Annotated in this window: 21 protein-coding genes and 1 pseudogene; 16 read left to right on the top strand and 6 right to left on the bottom strand. The window is 70.4% G+C overall.

The annotated features are described in order from the left end of the window. Nucleotides 1–19 precede the first annotated feature (19 nt). From ACFMRZ_RS07230 to ACFMRZ_RS07215, 4 genes are read left to right on the top strand one after another with little or no spacing between them, the layout of a single operon-like run. Nucleotides 20–1,141, top strand: a complete 1,122-nt coding sequence (locus ACFMRZ_RS07230) for a M24 family metallopeptidase (protein WP_400178431.1) — start codon at nt 20–22, stop codon at nt 1,139–1,141. Nucleotides 1,142–1,188: 47 nt separating this feature from the next. Next, entirely contained in the window at nt 1,189–1,752 is a 564-nt protein-coding gene (gene efp / locus ACFMRZ_RS07225) for an elongation factor P (RefSeq protein WP_400178430.1), read from the top strand. Between the two features lie 10 nt (nt 1,753–1,762). Continuing rightward, nucleotides 1,763–2,269: a transcription antitermination factor NusB gene (gene nusB, locus ACFMRZ_RS07220; protein WP_400178429.1), complete on the top strand. Its 507-nt coding sequence runs from the start codon at nt 1,763–1,765 to the stop codon at nt 2,267–2,269. Further along, nucleotides 2,269–2,526: a YciI family protein gene (locus tag ACFMRZ_RS07215; protein WP_400178428.1), complete on the top strand. Its 258-nt coding sequence runs from the start codon at nt 2,269–2,271 to the stop codon at nt 2,524–2,526. The genes nusB and ACFMRZ_RS07215 overlap by 1 nt, the downstream gene beginning before the upstream one ends. Nucleotides 2,527–2,539: 13 nt before the next feature. On the opposite strand, the gene ACFMRZ_RS07210 is transcribed toward ACFMRZ_RS07215, so the two are convergent. Continuing rightward, the gene (locus ACFMRZ_RS07210; protein ID WP_400178427.1) at nt 2,540–3,679 is read right to left on the bottom strand and encodes a serpin family protein; all 1,140 of its coding nucleotides are present in this window, start codon (nt 3,677–3,679) and stop codon (nt 2,540–2,542) included. A gap of 269 nt (nt 3,680–3,948) precedes the next feature. On the opposite strand from ACFMRZ_RS07210, the gene ACFMRZ_RS07205 reads away from it, so the two are divergent. Further along, nucleotides 3,949–4,506, top strand: coding sequence for a DUF4334 domain-containing protein (locus ACFMRZ_RS07205; RefSeq protein ID WP_400178426.1), 558 nt, complete (start codon nt 3,949–3,951; stop codon nt 4,504–4,506). A gap of 16 nt (nt 4,507–4,522) precedes the next feature. Here ACFMRZ_RS07205 and ACFMRZ_RS07200 read toward each other — a convergent pair whose 3' ends face one another. From ACFMRZ_RS07200 to ACFMRZ_RS07190, 3 genes are all read right to left on the bottom strand, one after another. Beyond that, nucleotides 4,523–5,236, bottom strand: coding sequence for an HD domain-containing protein (locus tag ACFMRZ_RS07200; RefSeq protein ID WP_400178424.1), 714 nt, complete (start codon nt 5,234–5,236; stop codon nt 4,523–4,525). Nucleotides 5,237–5,318: 82 nt separating this feature from the next. After that, nucleotides 5,319–5,945: an alpha-ketoglutarate-dependent dioxygenase AlkB gene (locus ACFMRZ_RS07195; protein ID WP_400178422.1), complete on the bottom strand. Its 627-nt coding sequence runs from the start codon at nt 5,943–5,945 to the stop codon at nt 5,319–5,321. 32 nt (nt 5,946–5,977) lie between these two features. Further along, the gene (locus tag ACFMRZ_RS07190; protein WP_400178421.1) at nt 5,978–7,204 is read right to left on the bottom strand and encodes a glycosyltransferase; all 1,227 of its coding nucleotides are present in this window, start codon (nt 7,202–7,204) and stop codon (nt 5,978–5,980) included. A gap of 195 nt (nt 7,205–7,399) precedes the next feature. Between ACFMRZ_RS07190 and ligA the strand changes: the two genes are divergently transcribed. The 4 genes from ligA to ACFMRZ_RS07170 all read left to right on the top strand — a co-directional run bounded on the left by ligA (nt 7,400) and on the right by ACFMRZ_RS07170 (nt 12,153). Then, a complete protein-coding gene (gene ligA, locus ACFMRZ_RS07185; RefSeq protein ID WP_400178420.1) occupies nt 7,400–9,391 on the top strand; it encodes an NAD-dependent DNA ligase LigA in 1,992 nt (663 codons plus the stop codon). An 82-nt stretch (nt 9,392–9,473) separates the two neighbouring features. Continuing rightward, the gene (locus tag ACFMRZ_RS07180) at nt 9,474–10,253 is read left to right on the top strand and encodes a hypothetical protein (protein WP_400178419.1); all 780 of its coding nucleotides are present in this window, start codon (nt 9,474–9,476) and stop codon (nt 10,251–10,253) included. Between the two features lie 355 nt (nt 10,254–10,608). Continuing rightward, on the top strand, nt 10,609–11,343 hold the full coding sequence (locus ACFMRZ_RS07175; RefSeq protein WP_400178418.1) for an alpha/beta hydrolase: 735 nt from the start codon (nt 10,609–10,611) through the stop codon (nt 11,341–11,343). Nucleotides 11,344–11,475: 132 nt separating this feature from the next. Next, complete coding sequence (locus ACFMRZ_RS07170; protein WP_400178416.1) at nt 11,476–12,153, top strand: hypothetical protein; 678 nt, start codon at nt 11,476–11,478, stop codon at nt 12,151–12,153. Between the two features lie 27 nt (nt 12,154–12,180). Here the strand turns inward: ACFMRZ_RS07170 and ACFMRZ_RS07165 are convergent, their stop codons facing one another. Then, the gene (locus ACFMRZ_RS07165; protein WP_400178415.1) at nt 12,181–12,765 is read right to left on the bottom strand and encodes a winged helix-turn-helix transcriptional regulator; all 585 of its coding nucleotides are present in this window, start codon (nt 12,763–12,765) and stop codon (nt 12,181–12,183) included. Between the two features lie 92 nt (nt 12,766–12,857). Between ACFMRZ_RS07165 and ACFMRZ_RS07160 the strand changes: the two genes are divergently transcribed. Then, nucleotides 12,858–14,069 carry a pyridoxal phosphate-dependent aminotransferase gene (locus ACFMRZ_RS07160; protein ID WP_400178414.1) on the top strand — a complete coding sequence of 404 codons (1,212 nt, stop codon included), beginning with the start codon at nt 12,858–12,860 and terminating at the stop codon, nt 14,067–14,069. Between the two features lie 31 nt (nt 14,070–14,100). Here the strand turns inward: ACFMRZ_RS07160 and ACFMRZ_RS07155 are convergent, their stop codons facing one another. Next, on the bottom strand, nt 14,101–14,976 hold the full coding sequence (locus ACFMRZ_RS07155) for an alpha/beta hydrolase (RefSeq protein WP_280362171.1): 876 nt from the start codon (nt 14,974–14,976) through the stop codon (nt 14,101–14,103). 243 nt (nt 14,977–15,219) lie between these two features. Here ACFMRZ_RS07155 and pyrR point away from each other — a divergent pair, with 243 nt between their 5' ends. From pyrR to carB, 6 genes and pseudogenes are all read left to right on the top strand, one after another. Beyond that, a complete protein-coding gene (gene pyrR, locus ACFMRZ_RS07150; protein ID WP_280272868.1) occupies nt 15,220–15,855 on the top strand; it encodes a bifunctional pyr operon transcriptional regulator/uracil phosphoribosyltransferase PyrR in 636 nt (211 codons plus the stop codon). Continuing rightward, a complete protein-coding gene (locus ACFMRZ_RS07145) occupies nt 15,852–16,817 on the top strand; it encodes an aspartate carbamoyltransferase catalytic subunit (RefSeq protein WP_280317906.1) in 966 nt (321 codons plus the stop codon). The genes pyrR and ACFMRZ_RS07145 overlap by 4 nt, the downstream gene beginning before the upstream one ends. After that, a complete protein-coding gene (locus tag ACFMRZ_RS07140) occupies nt 16,814–18,118 on the top strand; it encodes a dihydroorotase (protein ID WP_400178413.1) in 1,305 nt (434 codons plus the stop codon). The genes ACFMRZ_RS07145 and ACFMRZ_RS07140 overlap by 4 nt, the downstream gene beginning before the upstream one ends. After that, nucleotides 18,119–18,628: a transporter gene (locus tag ACFMRZ_RS07135; RefSeq protein WP_400178412.1), complete on the top strand. Its 510-nt coding sequence runs from the start codon at nt 18,119–18,121 to the stop codon at nt 18,626–18,628. Nucleotides 18,629–18,639: 11 nt separating this feature from the next. After that, nucleotides 18,640–19,737 (top strand): glutamine-hydrolyzing carbamoyl-phosphate synthase small subunit, encoded by a 1,098-nt coding sequence (carA, locus tag ACFMRZ_RS07130; protein ID WP_400182792.1) that lies wholly within the window; start codon nt 18,640–18,642, stop codon nt 19,735–19,737. After that, a pseudogene (carB, locus tag ACFMRZ_RS07125) lies at nt 19,737–23,046 on the top strand (carbamoyl-phosphate synthase large subunit). Before carA ends, carB begins: the two are co-directional and overlap by 1 nt. The last annotated feature ends 17 nt before the right edge of the window (nt 23,047–23,063 follow it).

Below are 23,063 nucleotides of genomic sequence, written 5' to 3'. Positions count from 1 at the left end.
CAGCGGTAGCGTGGGAATCATGTCTGCTGATCACGACGCGAGGCGCCCTGACCACGCGGCTCGCCGGGCCGCGTTGCGGAACCTGTTGGTGGAGAACGGCGTCGACGCCCTCCTGGTGACCGACCTGATCAACATCAGGTACCTCACGGGCTTCACCGGATCCAATGCCGCGCTGCTGGTCGACTCCTGGGACGGCGCCGAGGACCGCACCGTGATCTGCACCGACGGCCGCTACGCCACCCAGGTCGGCGAGCAGGTGCCGGACCTGCGGGCCGAGATCGCCCGCGCCAGCGCCCGCCGCACAATCGAGATCGCGGGGGAGTGGCAGACCGGCCGGGTCGGCTTCGAAAGCCATGTCGTGACCGTCGACCAGCATCACGCGTTCGTCGAACAGGGCACCGGATTGCAGCTGGTGCCGACCCGTGGCCTGGTCGAGCAGCTGCGCATGGTGAAGGACGACTACGAGGTCGAGCAACTGCGCGCGGCCTGCGCCGCCGCCGATTCCGCGCTGGCGAGCCTGCTCGAGCGCGGCGGCCTGCGCCCGGGCCGCACCGAGCGGCAGGTGGCGCGCGAGCTGGAATGGCTGATGTTCGAGCACGGCGCCGCGGCCATATCGTTCGAGACGATCGTCGCCGCCGGCGCGAATTCGGCCGTGCCACACCACCGCCCGACCGATGCGGTGCTCGCGGCGGGCGATTTCGTGAAGTTCGATTTCGGCGCGGTGGTCGGCGGCTACCACTCCGACATGACCCGCACCCTGGTGCTCGGCGAACCGGCCGACTGGCAGCGCGAGGTGTACGAGCTGGTGCGAACCTCGCAGCGCGCCGGGCGAGAGGCGCTGAAACCGGGGACCGGATGCGGCGAGGTGGACTGCGCCGCCCGCACGGTGATCGAGGACGCGGGCCACGGCGAGCTTTTCGTGCACGGATTGGGCCACGGCGTCGGCCTGCAGATCCACGAAGCACCCGGAATCGCCAAAACCGGCACGGGTACACTGCTCGAAGGCATGGCGGTGACCGTCGAGCCAGGTGTGTACTTCCCCGGCCGCGGCGGTGTCCGGATCGAGGATACGCTCGTGGTTCGCGAGGGGCGTCCCGAACTGCTCACCCTGACCACCAAAGACCTGACCGTGGTCGACTGATCACGGTCGACCGACTGCGTTCGAACAAACAAGGAGATCCGAGGACAGTGGCGGACACCAGCGACTTCAAGAACGGCCTCGTGCTGAAAATCGACGGCAATCTGCAGCAGATCGTCGAATTCCAGCATGTCAAGCCGGGCAAGGGGCCGGCGTTCGTGCGGACGAAGCTGAAGAACGTCGTGTCCGGCAAGGTGGTCGACAAGACCTGGAACGCCGGTGTGAAGGTCGAGGTCGCCACCGTCGACCGGCGCGATATGACCTACCTGTACCACGACGGGTCGGACTACATCTTCATGGACGGCGACACCTACGACCAGATCCAGATCGGCGAGCAGACCCTCGGCAACAGCGCCAAGTTCCTGCTGGAGAACATGCCGGTGCAGGTCGCCATGCACGACGGCGAGGTGCTCTACGTGGAACTCCCGGTCACCGTCGAACTCTCGGTCACCCACACCGAACCGGGCCTGCAGGGCGACCGGTCCAGCGCCGGCACCAAGCCCGCCACCGTGGAGACCGGCGCCGAGGTGCAGGTGCCGCTGTTCATCAACACCGGCGACAAGCTGAAGATCGATACCCGCGACGGTGGCTACCTCGGCCGCGTGAACGCCTAGCCTGGTGACTGTGACCGATCAGGCCGGAGACCGGAAGTCCTCGTACAAGAAGCTGGGCGCCCGGCACAAGGCTCGCCGCCGGGCGGTGGACCTGTTGTTCGAGGCCGAGGCCCGCGACATCGACCCGGCCGATCTGCTCGCCGAGCGCGCGCAGCTGGCCGTGGGCGACGAGTCGGTCGCACCGGTGAACCCGTACACCGGCACCTTGGTCGAGGGCGTCGCCGATGATCTCGACCGGGTGGACGGCACCATCGAGTCCTACCTGCAGGACTGGACGCTGGAACGGCTGCCCGCCGTGGACCGCGCCATCCTGCGAGTGGCGGTGTGGGAGTTGTTCCACGCCACCGATGTGCCGCCGGTGGTGGCCGTGGACGAGGCCGTGGAACTCGCCAAGGAACTGTCTACCGACGATTCGCCGAGCTTCGTCAACGGCGTGCTCGGGCAGGTGGTCAAGGTGGCGCCGCAGGTCCGCGCCGCCGCGGCGGCGACCCGGTCCCGGCCGGACGGCGACGCCTAGTGCGCAAGTACCTCGTACTGGCCATGCGCACCGCGCGCTGGGACGACGCCGTCGCGGGCCCGCACCGCGACTGGCTGGCCGGACTCCGTGCCGCCGGGCAGCTGGACTGCAGCGGCGGCTTCACCGACGGCTCGGGTGGCGCCTATGTGCTCCTCGCCGAAAGTCTCGATGCGGCACGGGAATTGGTCCACACCGACCCCATTCACACGACGGGCGCATCCGAGCTGACCGTCTACGAATGGAATATCACCGGCTGAGCGATCCCGGTCGTCACAGCGGCGGCTGCGCGACCCATCCCGCGACGATCACCAGTCCGGTCGGCCGATGCACCGCGAGGAACCCGAACGGCCGGTCGAAGGTCGCCGCGATCTCGAGAACGCGGCGCGGGCGCGGCACGGCGGCGGCCCGGGCCAGGGCGACAGCGGTCACGGCGGCGGCCTCGAATCCCTCGCGGGTGAACCTGGCGAGCGCGTCTTGCGCGGCGTCCGCGAGGTAGAGCGGCGTGTCGGAGATGGCCGGAAAGCGGTCTTGGCTTCTGTCGGACGCGGCGCCCAGTCCGAACAGCTCGCTCCGTGCGAGCAGATTGTGACCGGAACGGATCAGGAACGGCGGCACCTGAATTCGCAGCGTATCCGCCACCGCGCGGGTTTCCCGCACCGTCAGGCCCGGCCCCGAGGTGCCGACCGGTAGGTGGGTCCGCACCGCCACCGACCCGTCCAGCGCACCGAGCCCGGCGCCCAGAATCTCGCCGGGTGTGCCCTCGCCCAGCAGCAGGTGCACGTCCAGGTCTCGGATCCCGCGCACCACGACGCGCGTCACCGGTTCGGTCGCGTCGAGCAGGACGGCGTCGCCGAGTTCGCGCGAGTATCGGGACAGCCCCGGACCGCGGTGCCCCCGCCATGGTCCGGTCGCCGGTTCCAGCACATCGTCGTGGAACGGCTGCAGCCACGACGTGCGAGCGACGATCGCGGTGGCGAGAACGAGCAGCGTATCGGCGTTGATCGAGAGCGGGAACCGGTCGATCAGCCCGCCGGTGTGCCGGTCGGCCCAGGCATCGAGCGCCGATTGCCCGGTGAGCTTGCCGACGACGCCCTCGGGCAGCGACCGCGCCCACTGCTCCCGCAATTCGACATCCTCGCGAACCCAGACCCCGAGCGCACCCGCGACGGTCTCCGCCGCGGTCAGTTCCGCGAGCAGCCGCAGCGCCGATTCCTGTGCGTCCTCGGCCGAAAGTCCCACGGCCGCGGCCAGTTCCGCGCGGGCTGGCTCGTTCGCCGCCGTCGCCAGCACGCCGAGCAGCGGCCACACGCCACATCCGGAGAGCACGAAATCACCGGTGCCCGCCGCGTCGCACCAGCGGCGGGTGAGGTCGTTGGCGGCGGCCACGTGCGGGAGAAGGCTGGTCTGCACACGGCCAGCCTAGTCGCGGAGCGCGAGGGCGAGCCGAAGACGAGTGCGCCCCCGCCGTGGGTGTACGTGGGCCGGCGGGGGCGCGCGCCCGGACCTCGGAGCCCGGGTTGCCGAGCGGATCGACCGCTCGTGCCGGTAATGCTGGTCCCTCGAGCGCACTCGAGGTCCAGTGGTTCCGGACGTGGTCTCGGTCACGGCGCTCCGCCCGAGCGGCCTGAGATAGTGTGAGGCCCGAAGCATCTATTGCTCTCGAGGTCGAGGAGGACGGGATGGCAGACGTCGACACACCCGCGGCGCGGTTGCGCGAGCTGAGCCGGGGCGGCTGCACGCCCGAACAAGCCTGGGAGCTGTACGACAGCCTGCCCACGGTCCGGGTGGACGAGGTCACCACCGGCCGCTGGCGGGGGGACGAACTGGACACCGGGCATCCGTGGGCGGGCGCTCTGGTCGAATCCGGTTGGTACGGAAAGCAATTCGACGGCCCCGACGATGTGCAGCCGTTGGTGTTCGCGACCGCGGCGGGTGCGCTGTTCCCGGTCGACCCGCGCCGGGTGCCGCTGGGGCTGGTGGGCCGGGTGCCCCTGGCCGGAATCCGCGCGGTGCGCCGGCTGCTGCCCGTGCTGCGTCCGGTGCTGCGTACGCCGACGCCGCGCGCACGCCTGCGCGACCTGGAGTTCCGCGGCAAGGTCAGCGCCGCGATGATCTACGACCACCTGCCGATCATCGACGTCTTCCGCCTGGTCGACGACGAGACGCTGCTGGGCGTGATGGATCTTCGCGGCATGACCGACCCGTACTTCTTCGTGCTGCGCCGCGACCACGCCTGACCCGAGCCGGGCGCGGTCAGCCGCGGTCGAGGATGGCGTCGAATCTCTCGTCGGCGCGGTCCAGCTGGTCGAGAATGTGGTCCTTCACGTGGTCGGCCAAGGGCGTGTCGGCGCGCGTCACGAGCTCGCGGTAGACCGCGGTGAGCGGGCGGTACTTGGTGGCCAGCTTGTGCATGACGGGACCGGTGGCGTACAGGATGCCGACGCCGTTGTCGGTGAAGTCGGAAATCTTCACCACCCGCGCCCAGGGATTGCGGGCCAGACTGCTGGAGACGTGCTCGCGGTATTGCGTGTGCCGGTCCATCGCCGGATCGAACGGCGGGTTGGTGACGGCGGCGACCAGCGTCGCCACCCGGGCGCCGAAATCCTCGGCGATCGCGGTGAGCGCGGCGTCGGGCACCGAACCCGTTCGGGCGCCGGCCAATTCGCGCCCGTGGTCCTCGACTGCGTCGTGCAGCAGGCCGGCGATCACCACGTCGGTGTCGCGGACCTCGTAGTGACTGACGATGCGAATCGCCACGCGCAGCAGGTGACTGATGTAGGGCTCGCGGCCGTATCGGTCGTCCCGGTGCAGGTCCGAGGCCAGGCGCAGGGCCGCCGTAACCCGTTCGGGCTCCGGCAGTTTCTCGGTCTCGAGTTCCATGCGCCGGCGCAGCCCGACCTCCCCGTGCACGTCGGAGATCGTGTGCAGCGGCATCACCGAGAGGATTCCCGCCCCAACAGTATTCATGAAGCCAATGTATCGGGCTGGTCCGACGAATACACTTATCGATCCCTTGCGCCGCGGCGGACGCCAGTTGAACTCCGGGTGGCTACCGCACGCCGCGCGGCCGGAATTGGATGCTGATGCGCGGCCCCACCGGGCGCCGGGTCTTGGGTACGGCATGCTCCCAGGTGCGCTGGCAGGACCCGCCCATCACGATGAGATCGCCGTGGCCGAGCTGGTAGCGCATGCTCGCGCCGCCTCCGCGCGGGCGCAGCTGCAGCGCTCGCGCCGCGCCGACCGACACGATGGCCACCATCGTGTCGTGCGTCGCGCCGCGCCCGGACGTATCGCCGTGCCAGGCGACGCTGTCGTCGCCGTCGCGGTAGTAGCACAGTCCCGCGGTGCGGAACGGCTCGCCGAGTTCGCCGAGGTAGTGGGCGCTCAGCGCGTCGCGGGCGCGGTCGAGGACCGGGTCGGGCAGCGTCTCGGACTCGCCGTAGAAGCGCAGCAGTCGCGGGACGTCCACCACCCGGTCGTACATCTGGCGCCGGTCGGCCCGCCACGGCACCCGCGTGGCGAGCGCCTCGAACAGCTCGTCGGCACCCCGCAGCCAGCCCGGCAGCACATCGATCCAGGCTCCCTGACCCAGCACCGTGCGACGCAGCCCGTGCAGTGACCCGAGGTCGGTCTCCCCGAATCCGTCCAGTAGCGAACCCTGCAGCGGTGTAGACATGCGTTCGAATCTACGTACTATCGAACATATGTTCAAGCACGGCGGTTGCGGGCGGCTTCCTCGAGGAGCAATTCGGCGGCTACCGATGCCCCGTCGGCTCGGACCGTTTCCGCTACGGTCCGGGCCCGCGTTCGGGTTTCGGGGGTGAGTGCCGTGCCGAGTGCGGCGGACAGGGATTCGACGGTCGGTGCCGAGTTGTGGTGTGCCGCACCGATTCCCAGCTCCGCGACGCGTGTGGCCCAGGACGGCTGGTCCGCGATCCGGGGTACGACCACCTGGGGCGCGCCGGCTCGCGCCGCCGCCGTGGTGGTGCCCGCGCCGCCGTGATGCATGACGGCGGCCACCCTGCCGAACAGCGCCTGCTGGTTGACCTCGCCGACGGCGAAGCAGTCGTCGGCGTCGTCGACCGGAGCGAGGTCGGCCCAGCCGCGGGCGAGGACGACGCGGCGACCCTGCGCGCGGACCGCCTCGATCGCCACCCGGGCGATGTCCTTCGGGACATACGCCGCCATGCTGCCGAACCCCACGTACACCGGTGGCGCGCCCGCGTCCAGGAACGCGGTCAGCTCGTCCGGGAGCGGCCGATCGTCGGGCAGGATCCAGGCCCCGGTCTGCACGACATCGAGGTCCGTCCGGCCCTGCGACGGGCACAGCGTCGCGTCCGCCGCGAGCCAGGGCCGGTCGGTGAGAACGTGGTCGCGGACGTTGTCGACCGGCGGCAGGCCGATCGCCGCCCGGTGGCTGTTGAGCGCCTCGCCGTACAGGGCGTTCACCCGCTGGGCGTCCTGTTCCCACAGCACGCGATTGTCGGTCTCGTCCTGCGGGGACGGCGTGCCCGGGCGTCGCCCCGGCGGGAAATCCCGTGACGGCAACCCGAGCAGGTGGAAGCACGCGAGCACGTAATGGATGCCGAGTTTCTCGGCGACGTCCCGGGCGCCCGCCGGCATCAGGCCGGTCGCCAGCAGTGCGTCACAGCCCTCGGCGGCCACGGTGAGCGTCTCGAACCGGGCCGCGACCAGGGCGGGAGCGAGCCGGAACGCGTCCTGCGCCGTCGGCGGCGCCGGGTTGGCGACGATCGAATGCACCGTCGGGCCGAGTGGGACCAACGGCACGCCGGCCCGCTCGAGCAAGCTCGCGAACTCCTCGTCCGGCGGCGCGCACACCCGCGCCTCCGCGCCCAGTTCCCGCAACGCCACCGCGAGCCCCGCCAGCGGTTCGACGTCCCCGCGCGACCCCCACGTCGTCAACAGCACACGCACTTTCGCAACTCCCATTTTCGCAGGTAAGGGCTTCCGGCCGGGCTATTCTGGGGCACCACCGGGGCCTTGCCGCAAGCCCCCCTGCCCGCTATATGCTGAAAGTGACAGGAGAACCGGCCCGCGGATGCGCGGATCGACGCTCCACGGAGTGCCGTTTGTGCTGGATGTCAGTGGGTTTCGGTAGCGTCAACGGCTGTGGAAGCTGGGGAACGTATCGAGGAGCTCGCGGACCGCATCGTGGCGCTGCGCGAGGCCTACTATCAGGGCTCGCCGCTGGTGGCCGACGCCGAGTACGACGCCATCGAGGACGAGCTGCGCGGCCTGATCGAGGCGCACCCGGAGCTGGCGCCGGACCCGAATCCGCTGGAGCAGGTCGGCGCGCCGGCGGTGTTGCACGCCCCGATCCGGCACTCGCGCCCGATGTTGTCGCTGGAGAAGGCGACCAAGCCGGAGCAGGTCGCGGCGTTCTTCGACCGCTTTCCCGGCCAGTCGGTGGTCGTGATGCCGAAACTCGACGGATTGTCCCTGGCCCTGGTCTACGAGGACGGGCGGCTGACGCGGGCGGTGACTCGCGGCGACGGCACCACCGGCGACGACGTGACCATGCTGGTCCGCGCGCTGGTCGACGGCGTGCCCGAGCGGATCGACGTCCCGGCGCGGGTGGAGGTGCGGGGCGAGGCGGTGATGCTGCGATCGACCTTCGCCGCCTACAACACCGCTCATCCGGACAAACCACTGATCAACCCGCGCAACGCCGCGGCCGGCACGCTGCGGGCGAAGGACCCGGCCACGGTCGCCGAACGGCGACTGCGGTTCTTCGGCTTCGACCTCGACACCTCGGCTGGGGGCGCCGCGGTCGATCTCGAGGAGGGGCTGGCGGCGCTGGGGATCGCCGGTGCGCAGATGCGGCACTGCGCCGACGCCGAACAGGCCCAGGCGGCGATCACCGCGATCGAGCAGGGGCGCAACGCGCTGGACTACGACCTCGACGGCGCGGTACTGCGACTGGCCGACCGCGATGCCTACGCCGCGGCGGGGACCCGGTCGAACTCGCCGCGCGGCGCGCTGGCGTTCAAGTTCGCCGCCGAGGAGAAGACCACATTGCTGGCCGACGTGGTCTGGGACGTGGGCAAGACGGGCAAGGTCGTCCCGGTCGCCTGGCTCGAGCCGGTGTTCGTGGGCGGCACGACGGTCACGAGGGCCACGCTGGCCAACCAGGAAGTGATCCGGGCCCGCGACATCAAGATCGGTGACACCGTGCTGGTGCGCCGCGCGGGCGATGTCATCCCGTTCGTGGCCGGAGTGCTCGACGCCTCCCGTCGCACCGGCGAGGAGCGCGAGATCGTGCCGCCCACCGCCTGCCCGTCGTGCGCGCAGCCGGTCACCGAGCAGGGCAACAGTCGAGAGTTGTTCTGTACCAACGTTTCCTGTCCAGCCCAGACGGTGCGGAGACTGATCCACTGGGCGTCGCGGGCGGCAGCGGATATCGACGCCATCGGGCAGGTGTGGATCGAACGCCTGGCCGAGGCGGGTCTGCTGGAACGCCCTTCGGACTTCTACACGCTGACCAAGGAGCGTCTGCTCGAGTTCGATCGCATCGGCGAGATCTCGGCCGCCCGCATGATCGAATCGATCGATGGCAGCCGCGGGGTCGGCCTGCGCCGCGCGCTGATCGGCCTGGCGATTCCGATGGCCTCCGACGGCACCGCCGCCCGCCTGGCCCGCGCGGGATTCGGCTCGCTCGAGGAGGTTGCCGACGCGGGCGAGGAACGGCTGGTGGCCGTGGAGGACATCGGCCCGAAGGTGGCCGCCTCCCTGGTCGAACATCTCACGCGCCTGCGCCCCGAACTGCGGCGGTTGCGCGAGGCGGGCGTCTCCCTGGACGTGCGCGAGGAGGACCTGCCGCCGGTCGTCGCGGCGGGTGCGCCGCTCGCGGGCAAGACAGTGGTGATCACGGGTGCGATCAGCGACCCGCGCTCGGGTGAGAAGGTCGCCCGCCCGACGTTCCAGCGCCTGTGCGAGAAGGCGGGCGCGACGGCGGCGTCCTCTGTCTCCGCGAGCACCGACATGCTGATCACCGGCGCGGGAGTCGGCGAAAGCAAGCTGACCAAGGCGGAGAAACTCGGTGTCGAGGTCGTCGATCAGGGCGAGATCTGGACTCTGCTGATCGACGCCAAAGTCGTCTAGCCCGGGGCCTGCCGGTACCAACCGACCGGTCGGCAGCTGGTTGTTCGATGCGCCCGGCCGTGCGAGGGAGGACGATTGAGGTGTGGCAGCTGAACAGCACCGGCCTCCCTCGGGATCGGCCGAGCCGAGCCAGAGCGACTCGCCCGCCGAGAACACCTCCCGGCCCGCGCGGCGGTTCGAAGGCTGGAAACACGCGCTCGCCCAGCGCGAGGCCGTGGTGGGCGAGCGTGAGGCCGAGGCGGCGGCCCGCGAGGAGACAGCGGACTGCCGGCAGGCCGACGCCGACCGTCGCGACGAACTGGCCGACCGGCGCGAGTTCGCGGCGGACGCCCGCGAGGAGACCGCGAACCTGCGCGAGGGCGCCGCCGACACGCGCGAACAGCGGTTGGACGCCCGGCAGCAGTCCCTGGACGAGCGCGCCCACAATGTCGGCTGGTCCGCGGAACCCCCGGACACACGGAGCCGTGAGCTGATCGACCGGGCTCGCGCCCAGCTGGCCACCAGCGCCGCCCGCCTGGACCGTGGCGAAGTGTCGCTGAACCGCGTCGCGGCCCGGGAAGCACGGGAACAGAACGAGATCGAGCGTGCCGTCGACGACAGCCGCCGCCGCATGGACCATATGACCACCCCGCACACCACCGGCACACCGCCGGAGTGGCCGCACGCCTTGCGGCAAGACCTGGCCGCGGCGGCCCGCAAACTCGCCGCCGCCGAGGACGAGACAGCTCGCCTGTACGACGACATCGCCGCCCGCTACCCCGAAGACGCCGCCGAGGCCACCCACATCGCCGACCACGCCCGCGAATCCGCCCGCCGCGCCCGCGAAGTCGCCGACAAATTCGCCTCCCCGCCAATGACCTAGGCGCGACCGGCCCCCACCACCGTCCGCTCCCAAAGCGGAGTACCGACGCAGTGCGGTTCCCGACCGGCCGCGCTGGCCGACCGGCGGTGCTGGCCGTCCGGCGGTGCTGGCCGACCGCCAGTGCCGACCAACTGGTGGTGCCCACCGATTGGCGGTGCCGAGCGACCGGCCGTGCCGCCCGACCGGCGGAGCCACCGGTTGGTCGGCCAGCACCGCCGGACGGCGGGCGGGGGCAGCGGTGCGGGTGCGGCAGTCCGTAGGCGCACGACGTCCGCGGCTGCTGACGACTCAGACGGCCGAAACTGCTTGTGGCATCGGGGGTTCGAGGGCGGGGGGCTCGAGGCAGACTGAGGGCATGGCAGAAGCAGCGGCTGTCGAGGTGCGGCGGCAGGATGATTTCGATCTCTATCGACCGGGGAGCGCGGCCGGACCGTTGCCGACGGTGGTGCTCGTGCACGGGCCCGCGCCGGCCGGGATGCAGCCGCGGGAATCGCCGCTGTTCGCCGGGTATGCCACGCTGCTGGCCGGATCGGGAGTGGCGGCGGCGGTCGTGGGCGTGCGGTATCAGGGTCTCGACGGGTGGCCGCCGGGCACGGTCTGGCCGCCGAACGCCGACTTCACGGCCACCGCGCACTGGCTCGAGGGCGTGGTGCATCGAATCCGCGAGGCGCCCGCCTCCGACCGGGACCGGCTGGCGGTCTGGGCCTTCTCCGGCGGCGGCATGCTCACCGGCGGCTGGCTGGCCGAATCGCCGCCGTGGCTGCGCTGCGTGGCGCTGACGTATCCCGTGCTGGCAGACCAGAATCCGGGGTCGAACACCCCCGCACCGTGCGACCTGGTGCGTCCCGGTCGTCCGATCGTGCTCACCCGCGTCGGCCGGGAGCAACCCGAATTCCAGGCCACCGTGGACCGCTTCCAGGCCCGCGCCGCCGCGGCCGGTGCGGCCGTCGAGGTGATCGACGTGCCCGACGGGGAACACGGATTCGACGCCTTCGTTCCCGCGCTGGATTCCTGCCCACCGGTGCTCTCCGCCGTCTCGAGCGTCACGAAACACCTTGCCGCCGAGCCCGGGTCCGAGGCGCCCCGGTAGCCCGGAACCTCCTGCCGCAGCTGGGCCATCGGTACCCGAGCAGGCCCGGAGTGCCGCGAACCCGTGTCGGTGCACGATACGGGGTATCCCTTCCTCGTATCCTCGGGCCAGCCGACGAGAGGGGTTTCCCGGATGTTCGAGCGCGCGTTACAGAAATCGGTCGAACTGGTGCTCCGCGGTGGCACCGGAGTGCAGGCGCCACTGGCGACGCGGTATGTGGAACGGCTGCGCCGCCGCGACCCGAGCCGTTCGCCCGAAGATCTGGCACGCGGCCTCGAGTCGCGCTACCTGCTGCTGGTGACGGCCAGCGGCACGGCGGCGGGCCTCAGCGCCGTGGTCCCCGGCATCGGCACGCTGATCGGCTTGGCGGTCAGCGGTGTCGAATCGGCGTTCTTCCTGGAGGCCTCGGCGTTCTACGCGTTGTCGACGGGCGCGCTGTACGGCCTCGAATTGATGTCGCCGCGGCAGCGGCGCGCCCTGGTCGTCGGAGTCGTCGTCGGGGAGAGCGGCGCGGAACTGCTGGGCAAGCGCGCCGGTGAGTCGGCCAAGGACTGGGCGAGCGCGGTCGCCGACAAGCTGCCGGTGGTGCGTTCCATCGACAACTCCCTGGCGCGGCGCTTCATCGTGCAGTTCATCGCCAAGCGCGGCGTGCTCCTGTTCGGCAAGACGCTGCCCGTCGGGCTCGGCGCGGTGATCGGCGCGACCGGCAACCGCGCGCTGGCCCGCAGCGTGATCACCAACGCGCACAACATGTTCGGTCCCTCGCCGGTGAGCTGGCCGGACACGCGCACCGACGCGATCGGCGACTGATCCCGATCGCGCCGCCCGCCCGGTGACTCACGGCCACGAGACCTCCGGCGCCGCCTCCGCCAGCGACCGCGACCCCGTGGCGACGGCGGTGGCGGTGGTCAGATCCAGGCGCAATTCCAGATCGGGTGCGGCGGCCGGTCCGTCGTGGTGCGTGATCCCGGTGTCGTCGACGACGAGATGGAACACCGTCTCGCCGATGTGCACGGTGACGGTACCGGCGGTGAGGCGCTGGGCGACGGCACGGCCGATCGGCAGCGCGAACCAGTGCGCGCGCACGGCGTCGGTGGGACGGCGTTTGCCGAGCAGCCCGGCGCCCCAGTCCGACAGCGCCTCCAGCACCGGCCGCAGTGCCGCACCGGCGGGCGTCAGTTCGTAGACCGCGGTCGTCGCGCGCGGTCCGACGCGCTGGCGAGTCAGAATGCCGTCGCGTTCGAGGTCTTTGAGCCGGGCGGCGAGGACATCGGTGCTGATTCCGGGCAGATCGGCGAACAGGTCGCTGTAGCGGCGCGGACCCGGGCACAGTTCCCGGACCACCAGCAGGCTCCAGCGATCGCCCACCACATCCAGGGCTCGGCTCGCGGCGCAGTAGTGGTCGTAGCTTCGGCGTGGCACGATCCCACTCTAGCCATCTGCTTGGAAAAACCAAGTGCATACTTGGAGATTCCAAGTAGAGTGTGCGGAAGTCGTTGCGAGAAGGGATGTTCATGCAGGTCAAGCAGTCGAGCAAGCTGTCGGGGGTCTCGTACGAAATCCGCGGACCGGTGGCCGAGCAGGCGGCGCGGCTGGAAGCCGAGGGGCACCACGTGGTGAAGCTCAACACCGGCAACCCGTTGCTGTTCGGTTTCGAGGCGCCCGCGGAGATCCTGCAGGACATCGTCCGCAACCTGCCGGCCTCCAGCGGCTACTGCACGTCCAAGGGCCTGCTGTCGGCGCGGCGCGCGGTGGTGCAGTACTACCAGACCCTCGGCGTGGCCGATGTCGATGTCGAGGAGGTGTTCCTCGGCAACGGCGTCTCCGAGCTGATCATGATGGCCATGACGGCGCTCCTCGAGACCGGAGACGAAGTCCTCGTTCCCGCACCGGATTTCCCGCTGTGGACCGCCGCGACGACTCTCAACGGCGGTCGCCCCGTGCACTACGTGTGCGACGAGTCCGCGGACTGGTACCCGGACATCGCCGACATCGAAGCGAAGATCACCGACCGCACCCGCGCGATCGTCGTCATCAACCCGAACAATCCCACCGGCGCGGTGTACCCGCCCGAGGTGCTGCGGCAGGTGCTCGAGGTCGCCCGCCGCCATCACCTGGTGGTGTTCTCCGACGAGATCTACGACAAGATCCTGTACGACGACCTCGAGCACGTATCCACCGCCGCGCTCGCGCCCGACCTGCTGTGCCTGACGTTCTCCGGCCTGTCGAAGACCTACCGCTGCGCGGGATTTCGCTCCGGCTGGCTGGTGGTCTCGGGACCGACCCAGCACGCGCAGAGCTACCTGGAGGGGCTGACCATGCTCGCCGGTCTCCGGCTGTGCGCGAATGTGCCTGCGCAACAGGCGATTCAGGCGGCGCTGGGCGGTCATCAGAGCATCTACGACCTGACCCTGCCCGGCGGGCGGCTGCGCGAGCAGCGCGACCGCGCGTGGGAGGCGCTCAACAGCATTCCCGGTGTGTCGTGCGTGCGGCCCAAGGGCGCGCTCTACGCCTTCCCCCGCATCGACCTCGACATGTACCCGATCCACGACGACGAGCGGTTCGTGCTGGACCTGCTGCTGCAGGAGAAGCTGCACATCGTGCAGGGCACCGGGTTCAGTTGGGCGCGCCCGGACCACTTCCGGATCGTGACGCTCCCGCACGCCGACGAACTCGAGGCGATCATCGAGCGCATCGGCCGCTTCCTCGCCACCTATCGGCAATAATCACGGTGCGGCGCAGCCGAATTCGCCGCGGTCAGGCGCCGCCGGGCTGGTGGGCACGCACGAAATCGACCACGGCGTCGGTGAATTGATCGTTCACGTCGCTGGCGGCGGTATGGGCGGCGCCGCGGATCTCGACGTACTCGAGATGCGGGACCAGGCGCCGGAACTCGGCCACGCCTTGCTCGCTGACCACATCCGAGAGCCGTCCGCGCACCAGCAGCACGGGCATCGTCAGCTGCCGGGCCGCGTCCTCGAGCACCGAGGTGTGCAGTTCGATGTCCTCGCCGCGGCCGGACATCATCGCCGGATCCCAGTGCCAGTACCAGCGGCCGTCCGCGCGCTGCCGGAGATTGCGGCGCAGGCCGTCGGTGGTGCGGGGGCGGGTGCGGTGCGGCAGGTACTCGGCCACGGCGTCGGCCGCCTCGTCGAGGGTCGCGAAGCCCTCGGGATGTCCGCTCAGGAACTTCAGAACCCGTTCCACCCCTTTGTGTTCCGGGCGCGGCACCACGTCCACCAGGACCAGCCCGGCGATCCGTTCGCTGCCCGGCCGGGCGGTGGCCAGCAGGCTGGTCAGCCCGCCCATGCTGGCGCCCACCAGGATCGCGGGCCGGCCGAGTTCGGCGAGGATGCCGAGCAGGTCGGCCGTCATGGCCTCGCGGGAGTAGTCGCCGTCGGGCGCCCAGTCGCTCTCGCCGTGCCCGCGCGCGTCCAGCAGCACCGCGCGCAGCCCGACCTTCGCCAGCGCCGCGCCGGAGTCCTTCCAGGAGTGGCGGGTCTGCCCGCCGCCGTGCAGGAACACCGCGAGGGGGCCGTCGTCCGGGCCCCAGCTGTCGCCCGCCAGCCGGATTCCGCCCTCACCGCGGAAGGTGAGGCGGCGCGGTTCGGTGAAGTCGGCATCGTTGCTCACCTCACGAGCATGACACAGGTTCCAGTTCCGATATACACCGTATGAACGATTGTCCCCGTGTTCGCCGGACGCGCCGCCGCCACTCCCGCGTGCGAAGCGAACCGCCATGCGCGGGCATCTGCGCAGGTGGTGGCGCTCACAGCGGCACCCCCGATGACCGGCGTTTGCGGGTGCGCTGCTAGGCTCACTGCTCGAAAGACATCCTTTAACGGACCGTCCTGCGAGGCGGGGAAGGAGGTCGGCATGCCTGTGCCCGAAGACAGCGCGGCCAGGTCGAACGCTGCCGAGTATTCGCAGCGGCACGATCCCGAATGGGTTCGCGCCGGGCGCGAGCTGCTGTCGGCGCGGGATGTGGGCCGGACCATCGCGCGCATGGCCCACCAGATCATCGAGAAGACCGCCCTCGACTCCGCGGACCCCGATGTGCCCCGCGTGGTGCTGATCGGAATCCCCACTCGCGGAACCACTCTCGCCGCGCGGCTCACCGACCGGATCGAGGAATTCTCCGGCGTGCGCCCGGCGCTGGGTTCGCTGGACATCACCCTCTACCGCGACGACCTGCGCAACCGGCCGCACCGGCCACTGGAGCGCACCTCGGTGCCCGAGGGCGGCATCGAGGACACGCTGGTGGTGCTCGTCGACGACGTCCTGTTCTCCGGCCGCAGCGTGCGATCGGCCCTCGACGGCCTGCGCGATCTCGGCCGCCCGCGCGCGGTGCAGCTGGCGGTGCTGATCGACCGCGGCCATCGCGAACTGCCCATCCGTGCCGACTACGTCGGGAAGAACGTGCCCACCTCCCGCAGTGAGGACATCTCCGTGCTGTTGACCGAACACGACGGCCACGACGGCGTGTACCTGCATCAGGGGGCGGGGCAGTGAGGCATCTGCTGTCGGTCACCGACCTGGACCGGGCCGCGGCCACCGAACTGCTGGACGACGCCCAGCGTTTCGAGCAGGCGCTGCTCGGCCGCGAGGTGCGCAAGCTGCCGACGCTGCGCGGGCGCACCGTGATGACGGTCTTCTTCGAGAACTCCACCCGCACCCGGGTGTCGTTCGAGGTGGCGGGGAAGTGGATGAGCGCCGACGTGATCAACGTGAGCGCGTCGAGTTCGTCGGTGTCCAAGGGCGAATCGCTGCGCGACACCGCGCTCACCCTGCACGCCGCGGGCGCCGACGCGCTGATCGTGCGGCACCCGGCCTCCGGCGCGGCCCATCAGATCGCCCGCTGGTTCGGTGAGATGAACGCGGGCGCAGGGGGTTTCGCCGGTCCCGGGCCCGCGGTGATCAACGCCGGGGACGGCATGCACGAACATCCCACACAGGCGTTGCTGGATGCGCTGACCCTGCGGCAGCGGCTCGGTACCCTGGAGGGCAAGCGTGTCGTGATCGTGGGCGACATCCTGCACAGCCGGGTCGCGCGTTCGAACGCGTTCCTGTTGAGCATCCTCGGTGCCGACGTGGTGCTGGTTGCGCCGCGCACGCTGCTACCCGTCGGCGTGGACGGGTGGCCGGTACGGGTCTCGCATGCGCTGGACGCCGAACTGCCCGGCGCGGACGCGGTGATGATGCTTCGCGTGCAGGCGGAACGGATGAACGGCGGATTCTTCCCCTCGGCACGCGAGTACTCGATCAACTACGGACTGAACGAGCGGCGGATGGCACTGCTCGATGACCATGCGGTGGTGTTGCACCCGGGACCGATGCTGCGCGGCATGGAAATCGCGGCATCGGTGGCGGACTCACCGAAAGCCGCTGTGCTGCAACAGGTTACCAACGGAGTTCATATGCGGATGGCGGTGCTGTTCCGCCTGCTGATCGGAGCAGGGGAGGCGGTGGCGTGAGCGGGAGCAACGTGCTGATCAAGAACGTGCGCCTCTACGGTGCGGGCGATCCGGTGGACGTGCTGCTGGCCGACGGCGAGATCCGGGAGATCGGGACGGATCTGGGCGTGGTCGACGCCGAGACCATCGACGGCGCCGGCCAGTTCCTGCTGCCGGGCTTCGTGGACCTGCACACGCATCTGCGCGAGCCCGGCCGCGAGGACACCGAGACCATCGAGTCCGGATCCGCCGCCGCCGCGCTGGGCGGCTACACCGCCGTGTTCGCGATGGCCAACACCAGCCCGGTCGCCGACAGCGTCGTGGTCACCGATCACGTGTGGCGGCGCGGGCAGGAGATCGGCCTGGTCGACGTGTATCCGGTCGGCGCGGTCACGGTCGGCCTGCGCGGCAAGCAACTGGCCGAGATGGGCACCATGGCCGCGGGGGCGGCCGGTGTCCGGATCTTCTCCGACGACGGCCACTGCGTCTACGACCCGCTGATCATGCGCCGCGCCCTGGAGTACGCCAACTCCCTGGGCGTGCTCATCGCCCAGCACGCGGAGGAGCCGCGGCTGACCGACGGCGCGGTGGCGCACGAGGGCCCGACCGCCGCCCGGCTCGGCCTGGCCGGCTGGCCGCGCGCCGCGGAGGAGTCGATCGTGGCCCGTGACGCGCTGCTGGCCCGCGACGCCGGCGCGCGCGTGCACATCTGCCACGCCTCCACCGCGGGCACCGTCGAGTTGCTGAAATGGGCCAAGGGCCAAGGCATTTCGATCACCGCCGAGGTCACCCCGCATCATCTGCTGCTGGACGACTCCCGGCTGGAGACCTACGACGCGGTGAACCGGGTGAATCCGCCGCTGCGCGAGGCGTCCGACGCGGCCGCGCTGCGGCAGGCGCTGGCCGACGGCGTGATCGACTGCGTCGCCACCGACCACGCCCCGCACGCCGAGCAGGACAAGTGCTGCGAATTCGCTGCGGCCCGGCCCGGCATGCTCGGCCTGGAGACCGCGCTGTCGATCGTGGTCGAGACGATGCTCGAGCCCGGCCTGCTGGACTGGCGCGGCATCGCCCGCGTGCTGAGCGAGAATCCCGCGCGGATCGCGGGCCTCGACGATCAGGGCCGGCCGCTCGCGGTCGGCGAACCGGCCAACCTGGTGCTGGTCGACCCGGACACCTCGTGGACGGTGCGGGCAACGGAGCTCGCGAGCATTTCCAAGAACACGCCGTACGAGGCGATGACCCTGCCCGCGCGGGTGACGGCGACGTTCCTGCGCGGCCGGATCACCGCCCGCGACGGCAAAGCGGTGGGGAGACCCTAGATGGAGCGAACGCTGTGGGTGCTGGCGTTTCTGGCGCTGTTCGTGCTGTGCCTGTGGCTGATGTACCGGGCGTGGCAGGGGAAGGCGCGGCGGCAGGCGTCCTCGATCGGGGAACTGCCCGCGGTGCCCGCCGACCTCGGGGCGCAGCTGCTGGAGCCCACGACGGGTCTCTACCTCGGCAGCACCCTGGCGCCGAGTTGGATCCAGCGGATCACGGTCGGCGACCTGGGTTTCCGCGCCACGGCGGAGCTGACCCGGTTCGAGCGGGGCATCCTGCTCGAGCGCGACGGCGCGGCCGCGATCTGGATTCCGCAGGAATCCGTCACGGCGGTTCGCACCGAACGCGGGCACGCGGGCAAGGTGATGACGGAAGATGGTGTGCTGGTAATTCGCTGGACACTGCCGACCGGGACCGAGGTGGACACCGGGTTCCGCGGTGACGACAAGACGGTGTATCCGGCCTGGACGAAGGGCGCGACCGGCACGATGACGGGAGACGAGAACACGTGAACAACGCGGTGATGGTGCTGGAGGACGGCCGGGTGTTCCGCGGCTCGGCCTTCGGCGCCGAGGGCGAGACGCTGGGCGAGGCGGTGTTCTGCACCGCGATGACGGGGTACCAGGAGACGCTGACCGACCCGAGCTACCACCGGCAGATCGTGGTGGCGACGGCACCGCAGATCGGCAACACCGGCTGGAACGACGAGGACGACGAGTCGAAGCGGATCTGGGTGGCCGGGTACGCCGTGCGCGACCCCGCGCGCCGGGTGTCCAACTGGCGCGCCACCACCACGCTGCCCGAGGAGCTGCGCCGCCAGAACGTGGTCGGCATCGCGGGCATCGACACCCGCGCGCTGGTCCGCCACCTGCGCACCCGCGGCTCGATGAAGGCGGGCATCTTCTCCGGCCCGGCCGCCGACGCCTCGGTCGACGAGTTGCTGGGCCGGGTCACCGGGCAACCCTCGATGCTCGGCGCGGACCTGGCCGGCGAGGTCAGCACCGACGACGTCTACACGATCGAGCCCACCGGCGAACACCGGTTCACCGTGGTCGCGGTCGACCTCGGGATCAAGACCAACACGCCGCGCATGTTCGCCGAGCGCGGGATGCGCGTGCACGTGGTGCCGTCGAGCGTCACGCTCGACCGGATCAGGGACCTGAAGGCGGACGGGGTCTTCCTGTCCAACGGTCCCGGCGACCCCGCCACGCAGGACGACGCCGTGGAACTCACCAAAGCCGTTCTGGGCGAAGGCATTCCGTTGTTCGGCATCTGCTTCGGCAATCAGATTCTGGGCCGCGCGCTGGGCCTGGGCACCTACAAGATGAAGTTCGGCCACCGCGGCATCAACGTGCCGGTCGTCGACCACGCCACCGGGCAGATCTCCATCACCGCGCAGAACCACGGGTTCGCGCTGGAGGGCGAGGCCGGGCAGCGATTCGACACCCCGTTCGGCGCCGCGGAGGTCAGCCACACCTGCGCCAACGACGGCACCGTCGAGGGTGTGCGGCTGGTGGACGGCCGCGCCTTCTCCGTGCAGTACCACCCGGAAGCCGCCGCCGGGCCCCATGATGCCGCTTATCTCTTCGACCGTTTCGCCGGTCTCATGGAAGGAGCCTGATGCCCCGCCGCGAGGATCTACGCCACATCCTGGTGATCGGCTCGGGCCCGATCGTGATCGGCCAGGCCTGCGAGTTCGACTACTCGGGCACCCAGGCGTGCCGGGTGCTGCGGGCCGACGGCCTGCGGGTCTCGCTGGTCAACTCCAACCCGGCCACCATCATGACCGACCCGGAGTTCGCCGACTCCACCTACGTGGAGCCCATCACGCCGGAATTCGTCGAGAAGGTCATCGAGAAGGAGCGCCCCGACGCGATTCTGGCGACGCTCGGCGGCCAGACCGCGCTGAACACCGCCGTCGCGCTGCACGAGCGCGGGGTGCTGGAGAAGTACGGCGTGGAGCTGATCGGCGCCGACTTCGAGGCCATCCAGCGCGGTGAGGATCGGCAGAAGTTCAAGGACATCGTCGCCAAGGTGGGCGGCGAGTCCGCGCGCTCCAAGGTCTGCTACACCATGGACGAGGTCCGCGAAACCGTTGCGGAACTGGGCTTTCCGGTGGTGGTGCGGCCGTCGTTCACCATGGGCGGGCTGGGCTCGGGCATGGCCTACAACGACGCGGACCTCGACCGCATCGCCGGCGGCGGCCTCGCCGCGTCCCCGACGGCCAATGTGCTCATCGAGGAATCCATCCTGGGCTGGAAGGAATTCGAGGCTGCAGCTCATGCGCGACGGCCGCGACAATGTCGTGGTGGTCTGTTCGATCGAGAACGTCGACCCGATGGGCGTGCACACCGGCGATTCGATGACCGTCGCGCCCGCGATGACCCTCACCGACCGCGAGTACCAGAAGATGCGCGATCTCGGCATCGCCATTCTGCGTGAGGTCGGCGTCGACACCGGCGGCTGCAACATCCAGTTCGCCATCGACCCGAGCGACGGCCGCCTGATCGTCATCGAGATGAACCCGCGTGTGTCGCGGTCGTCGGCGCTGGCCTCCAAGGCGACCGGCTTCCCGATCGCCAAGATCGCCGCCAAGCTGGCCATCGGCTACACCCTCGACGAGATCGTCAACGACATCACCAAGGCGACCCCGGCCTGCTTCGAGCCCACGCTCGACTACGTGGTCGTCAAGGCGCCGCGGTTCGCGTTCGAGAAGTTCCCCGGCGCCGATCCGACGCTGACCACCACCATGAAGTCGGTCGGCGAGGCGATGAGCCTGGGCCGCAACTTCGCCGAGGCGCTGGGCAAGGTACTGCGCTCACTGGAGACCAAGGCCACCGGCTTCTGGACCCTGCCCGACGGCGAATGGACCGATCCCGCGGCGATTCTCGAAGATCTGCGGACCCCCACCGAGGGCCGTATCTATCAGGTCGAGCGGGCGCTGCGGCTGGGCGCGAGCATCGAGGACGTCGCCGCCGCCTCCGGGATCGACCCGTGGTTCGTCGCGGAGGTCGCGGCCCTGGTGGATCTGCGCATCGACATTCTCGCCGCGCCGGTCCTCGACGAGCGGCTGCTGCGCCGGGCGAAGCACTACGGGCTGTCCGACCGCCAGCTCGCCGCCCTGCGCCCGGAACTGGCCGGTGAGACCGGCGTGCGGGAGCTGCGCCACCGCCTCGGCGTGCGCCCGGTGTACAAGACCGTCGACACCTGCGCCGCGGAGTTCGAGGCCAAGACGCCGTACCACTACTCCGCCTACGAGCTGGACCCGGCGGCGGAGTCCGAGGTGGCGCCGCAGCCCGAACGCGACAAGGTGATCATCCTCGGCTCCGGCCCGAACCGCATCGGCCAGGGCATCGAGTTCGACTACTCGTGCGTGCACGCCGCCCAGACCCTGTCCGAGGCCGGGTACGAGACGGTGATGGTCAACTGCAACCCGGAGACCGTCTCCACCGACTACGACACCGCCGACCGCCTCTACTTCGAGCCGCTCACCTTCGAGGACGTGCTCGAGGTGTACCACGCCGAACGCGAGTCCGGCACGGTCGCGGGCGTGATCGTGCAGCTGGGCGGCCAGACCCCCCTCGGCCTGGCACAGCGGCTGACCGACGCCGGCGTGCCCGTGGTCGGCACCTCCGCGGCGGCCATCGACCTGGCCGAAGATCGCGGCGAGTTCGGTGATGTGCTGGTCGCGGCCGGGCTGCCCGCGCCGAAGTACGGCACGGCCACCACCTTCGCGCAGGCGAAGGAGATCGCCGCCGGGATCGGTTACCCGGTGCTGGTCCGCCCGTCCTACGTGCTCGGCGGGCGCGGCATGGAGATCGTCTACGACGAGACCTCGCTGGAGGGCTACATCTCCCGTGCCACCGAGCTGAGCCCGGAGCACCCGGTGCTGGTCGACCGGTTCCTGGAGGACGCCATCGAGATCGACGTCGACGCGCTGTGCGACGGCGACGAGGTCTACCTGGGCGGCGTGATGGAGCACATCGAGGAGGCCGGTATCCACTCCGGCGACTCGGCGTGCGCGCTGCCGCCGATCACCCTGGGCCGCAGCGACATCGAGGCCGTCCGCCGCTCCACCACGGCCCTGGCCAAGGGCATCGGCGTGCGCGGCCTGCTCAACGTGCAATACGCCCTCAAGGACGACGTGCTGTACGTGCTCGAGGCCAATCCCCGTGCCAGCCGGACGGTTCCGTTCGTGTCCAAGGCCACGGCGGTGCCGCTGGCCAAGGCCGCGGCGCGGATCATGCTCGGCGCCACCATCGCCGAGCTGCGCAAGGAAGGCATGCTGCCCGCCGAGGGCGACGGCGGCCACGCGCCGCTGGACGCGCCGGTCGCGGTGAAGGAGGCGGTGCTGCCGTTCCACCGGTTCCGCCGCCCGGACGGCACCGGCATCGACTCCCTGCTGTCGCCGGAGATGAAGTCCACCGGCGAGGTGATGGGCATCGACGCCGACTTCGGCACCGCCTTCGCCAAGAGCCAGGCGGCGGCCTACGGGTCGCTGCCGGTCTCGGGCACCGTGTTCGTCTCCATCGCCAATCGCGACAAGCGGGCGATGGTGTTCCCGGTGAAGCGGCTGCACGACCTCGGCTTCCGCATCCTCGCCACGGACGGCACGGCGGAGATGTTGCGGCGCAACGGCATTCCGTGCGAGCCGGTGCGCAAGCACTCCGAGCCGGGGCCGTCGGACGAGCCGACGATCGTCGACCACATCAAGGATGGTGAGATCGACATCGTGTTCAATACCCCGTACGGCAATTCGGGGCCGCGCGTCGACGGATACGAGATCCGCAGCGCAGCGGTGGGTGTGAGCATTCCGTGTATTACGACGGTGCAGGGCGCGGCCGCGGCCGTGCAGGGTATCGAGGCAACGATCAACGGCGGTATCGGGGTGCGCTCGCTGCAAGAGCTGCACGCCGTACTTCGGGGCTGACTGAAGGAGACATAACG

The organism is Nocardia sp. N2S4-5, from assembly GCF_044628355.1.
GTDB classification, from domain to species: domain Bacteria; phylum Actinomycetota; class Actinomycetes; order Mycobacteriales; family Mycobacteriaceae; genus Nocardia; species Nocardia wallacei_B.
The sequence above is the reverse complement of the archived record's forward strand: the minus strand, read 5'-3'. Positions and strand labels throughout refer to the sequence as shown.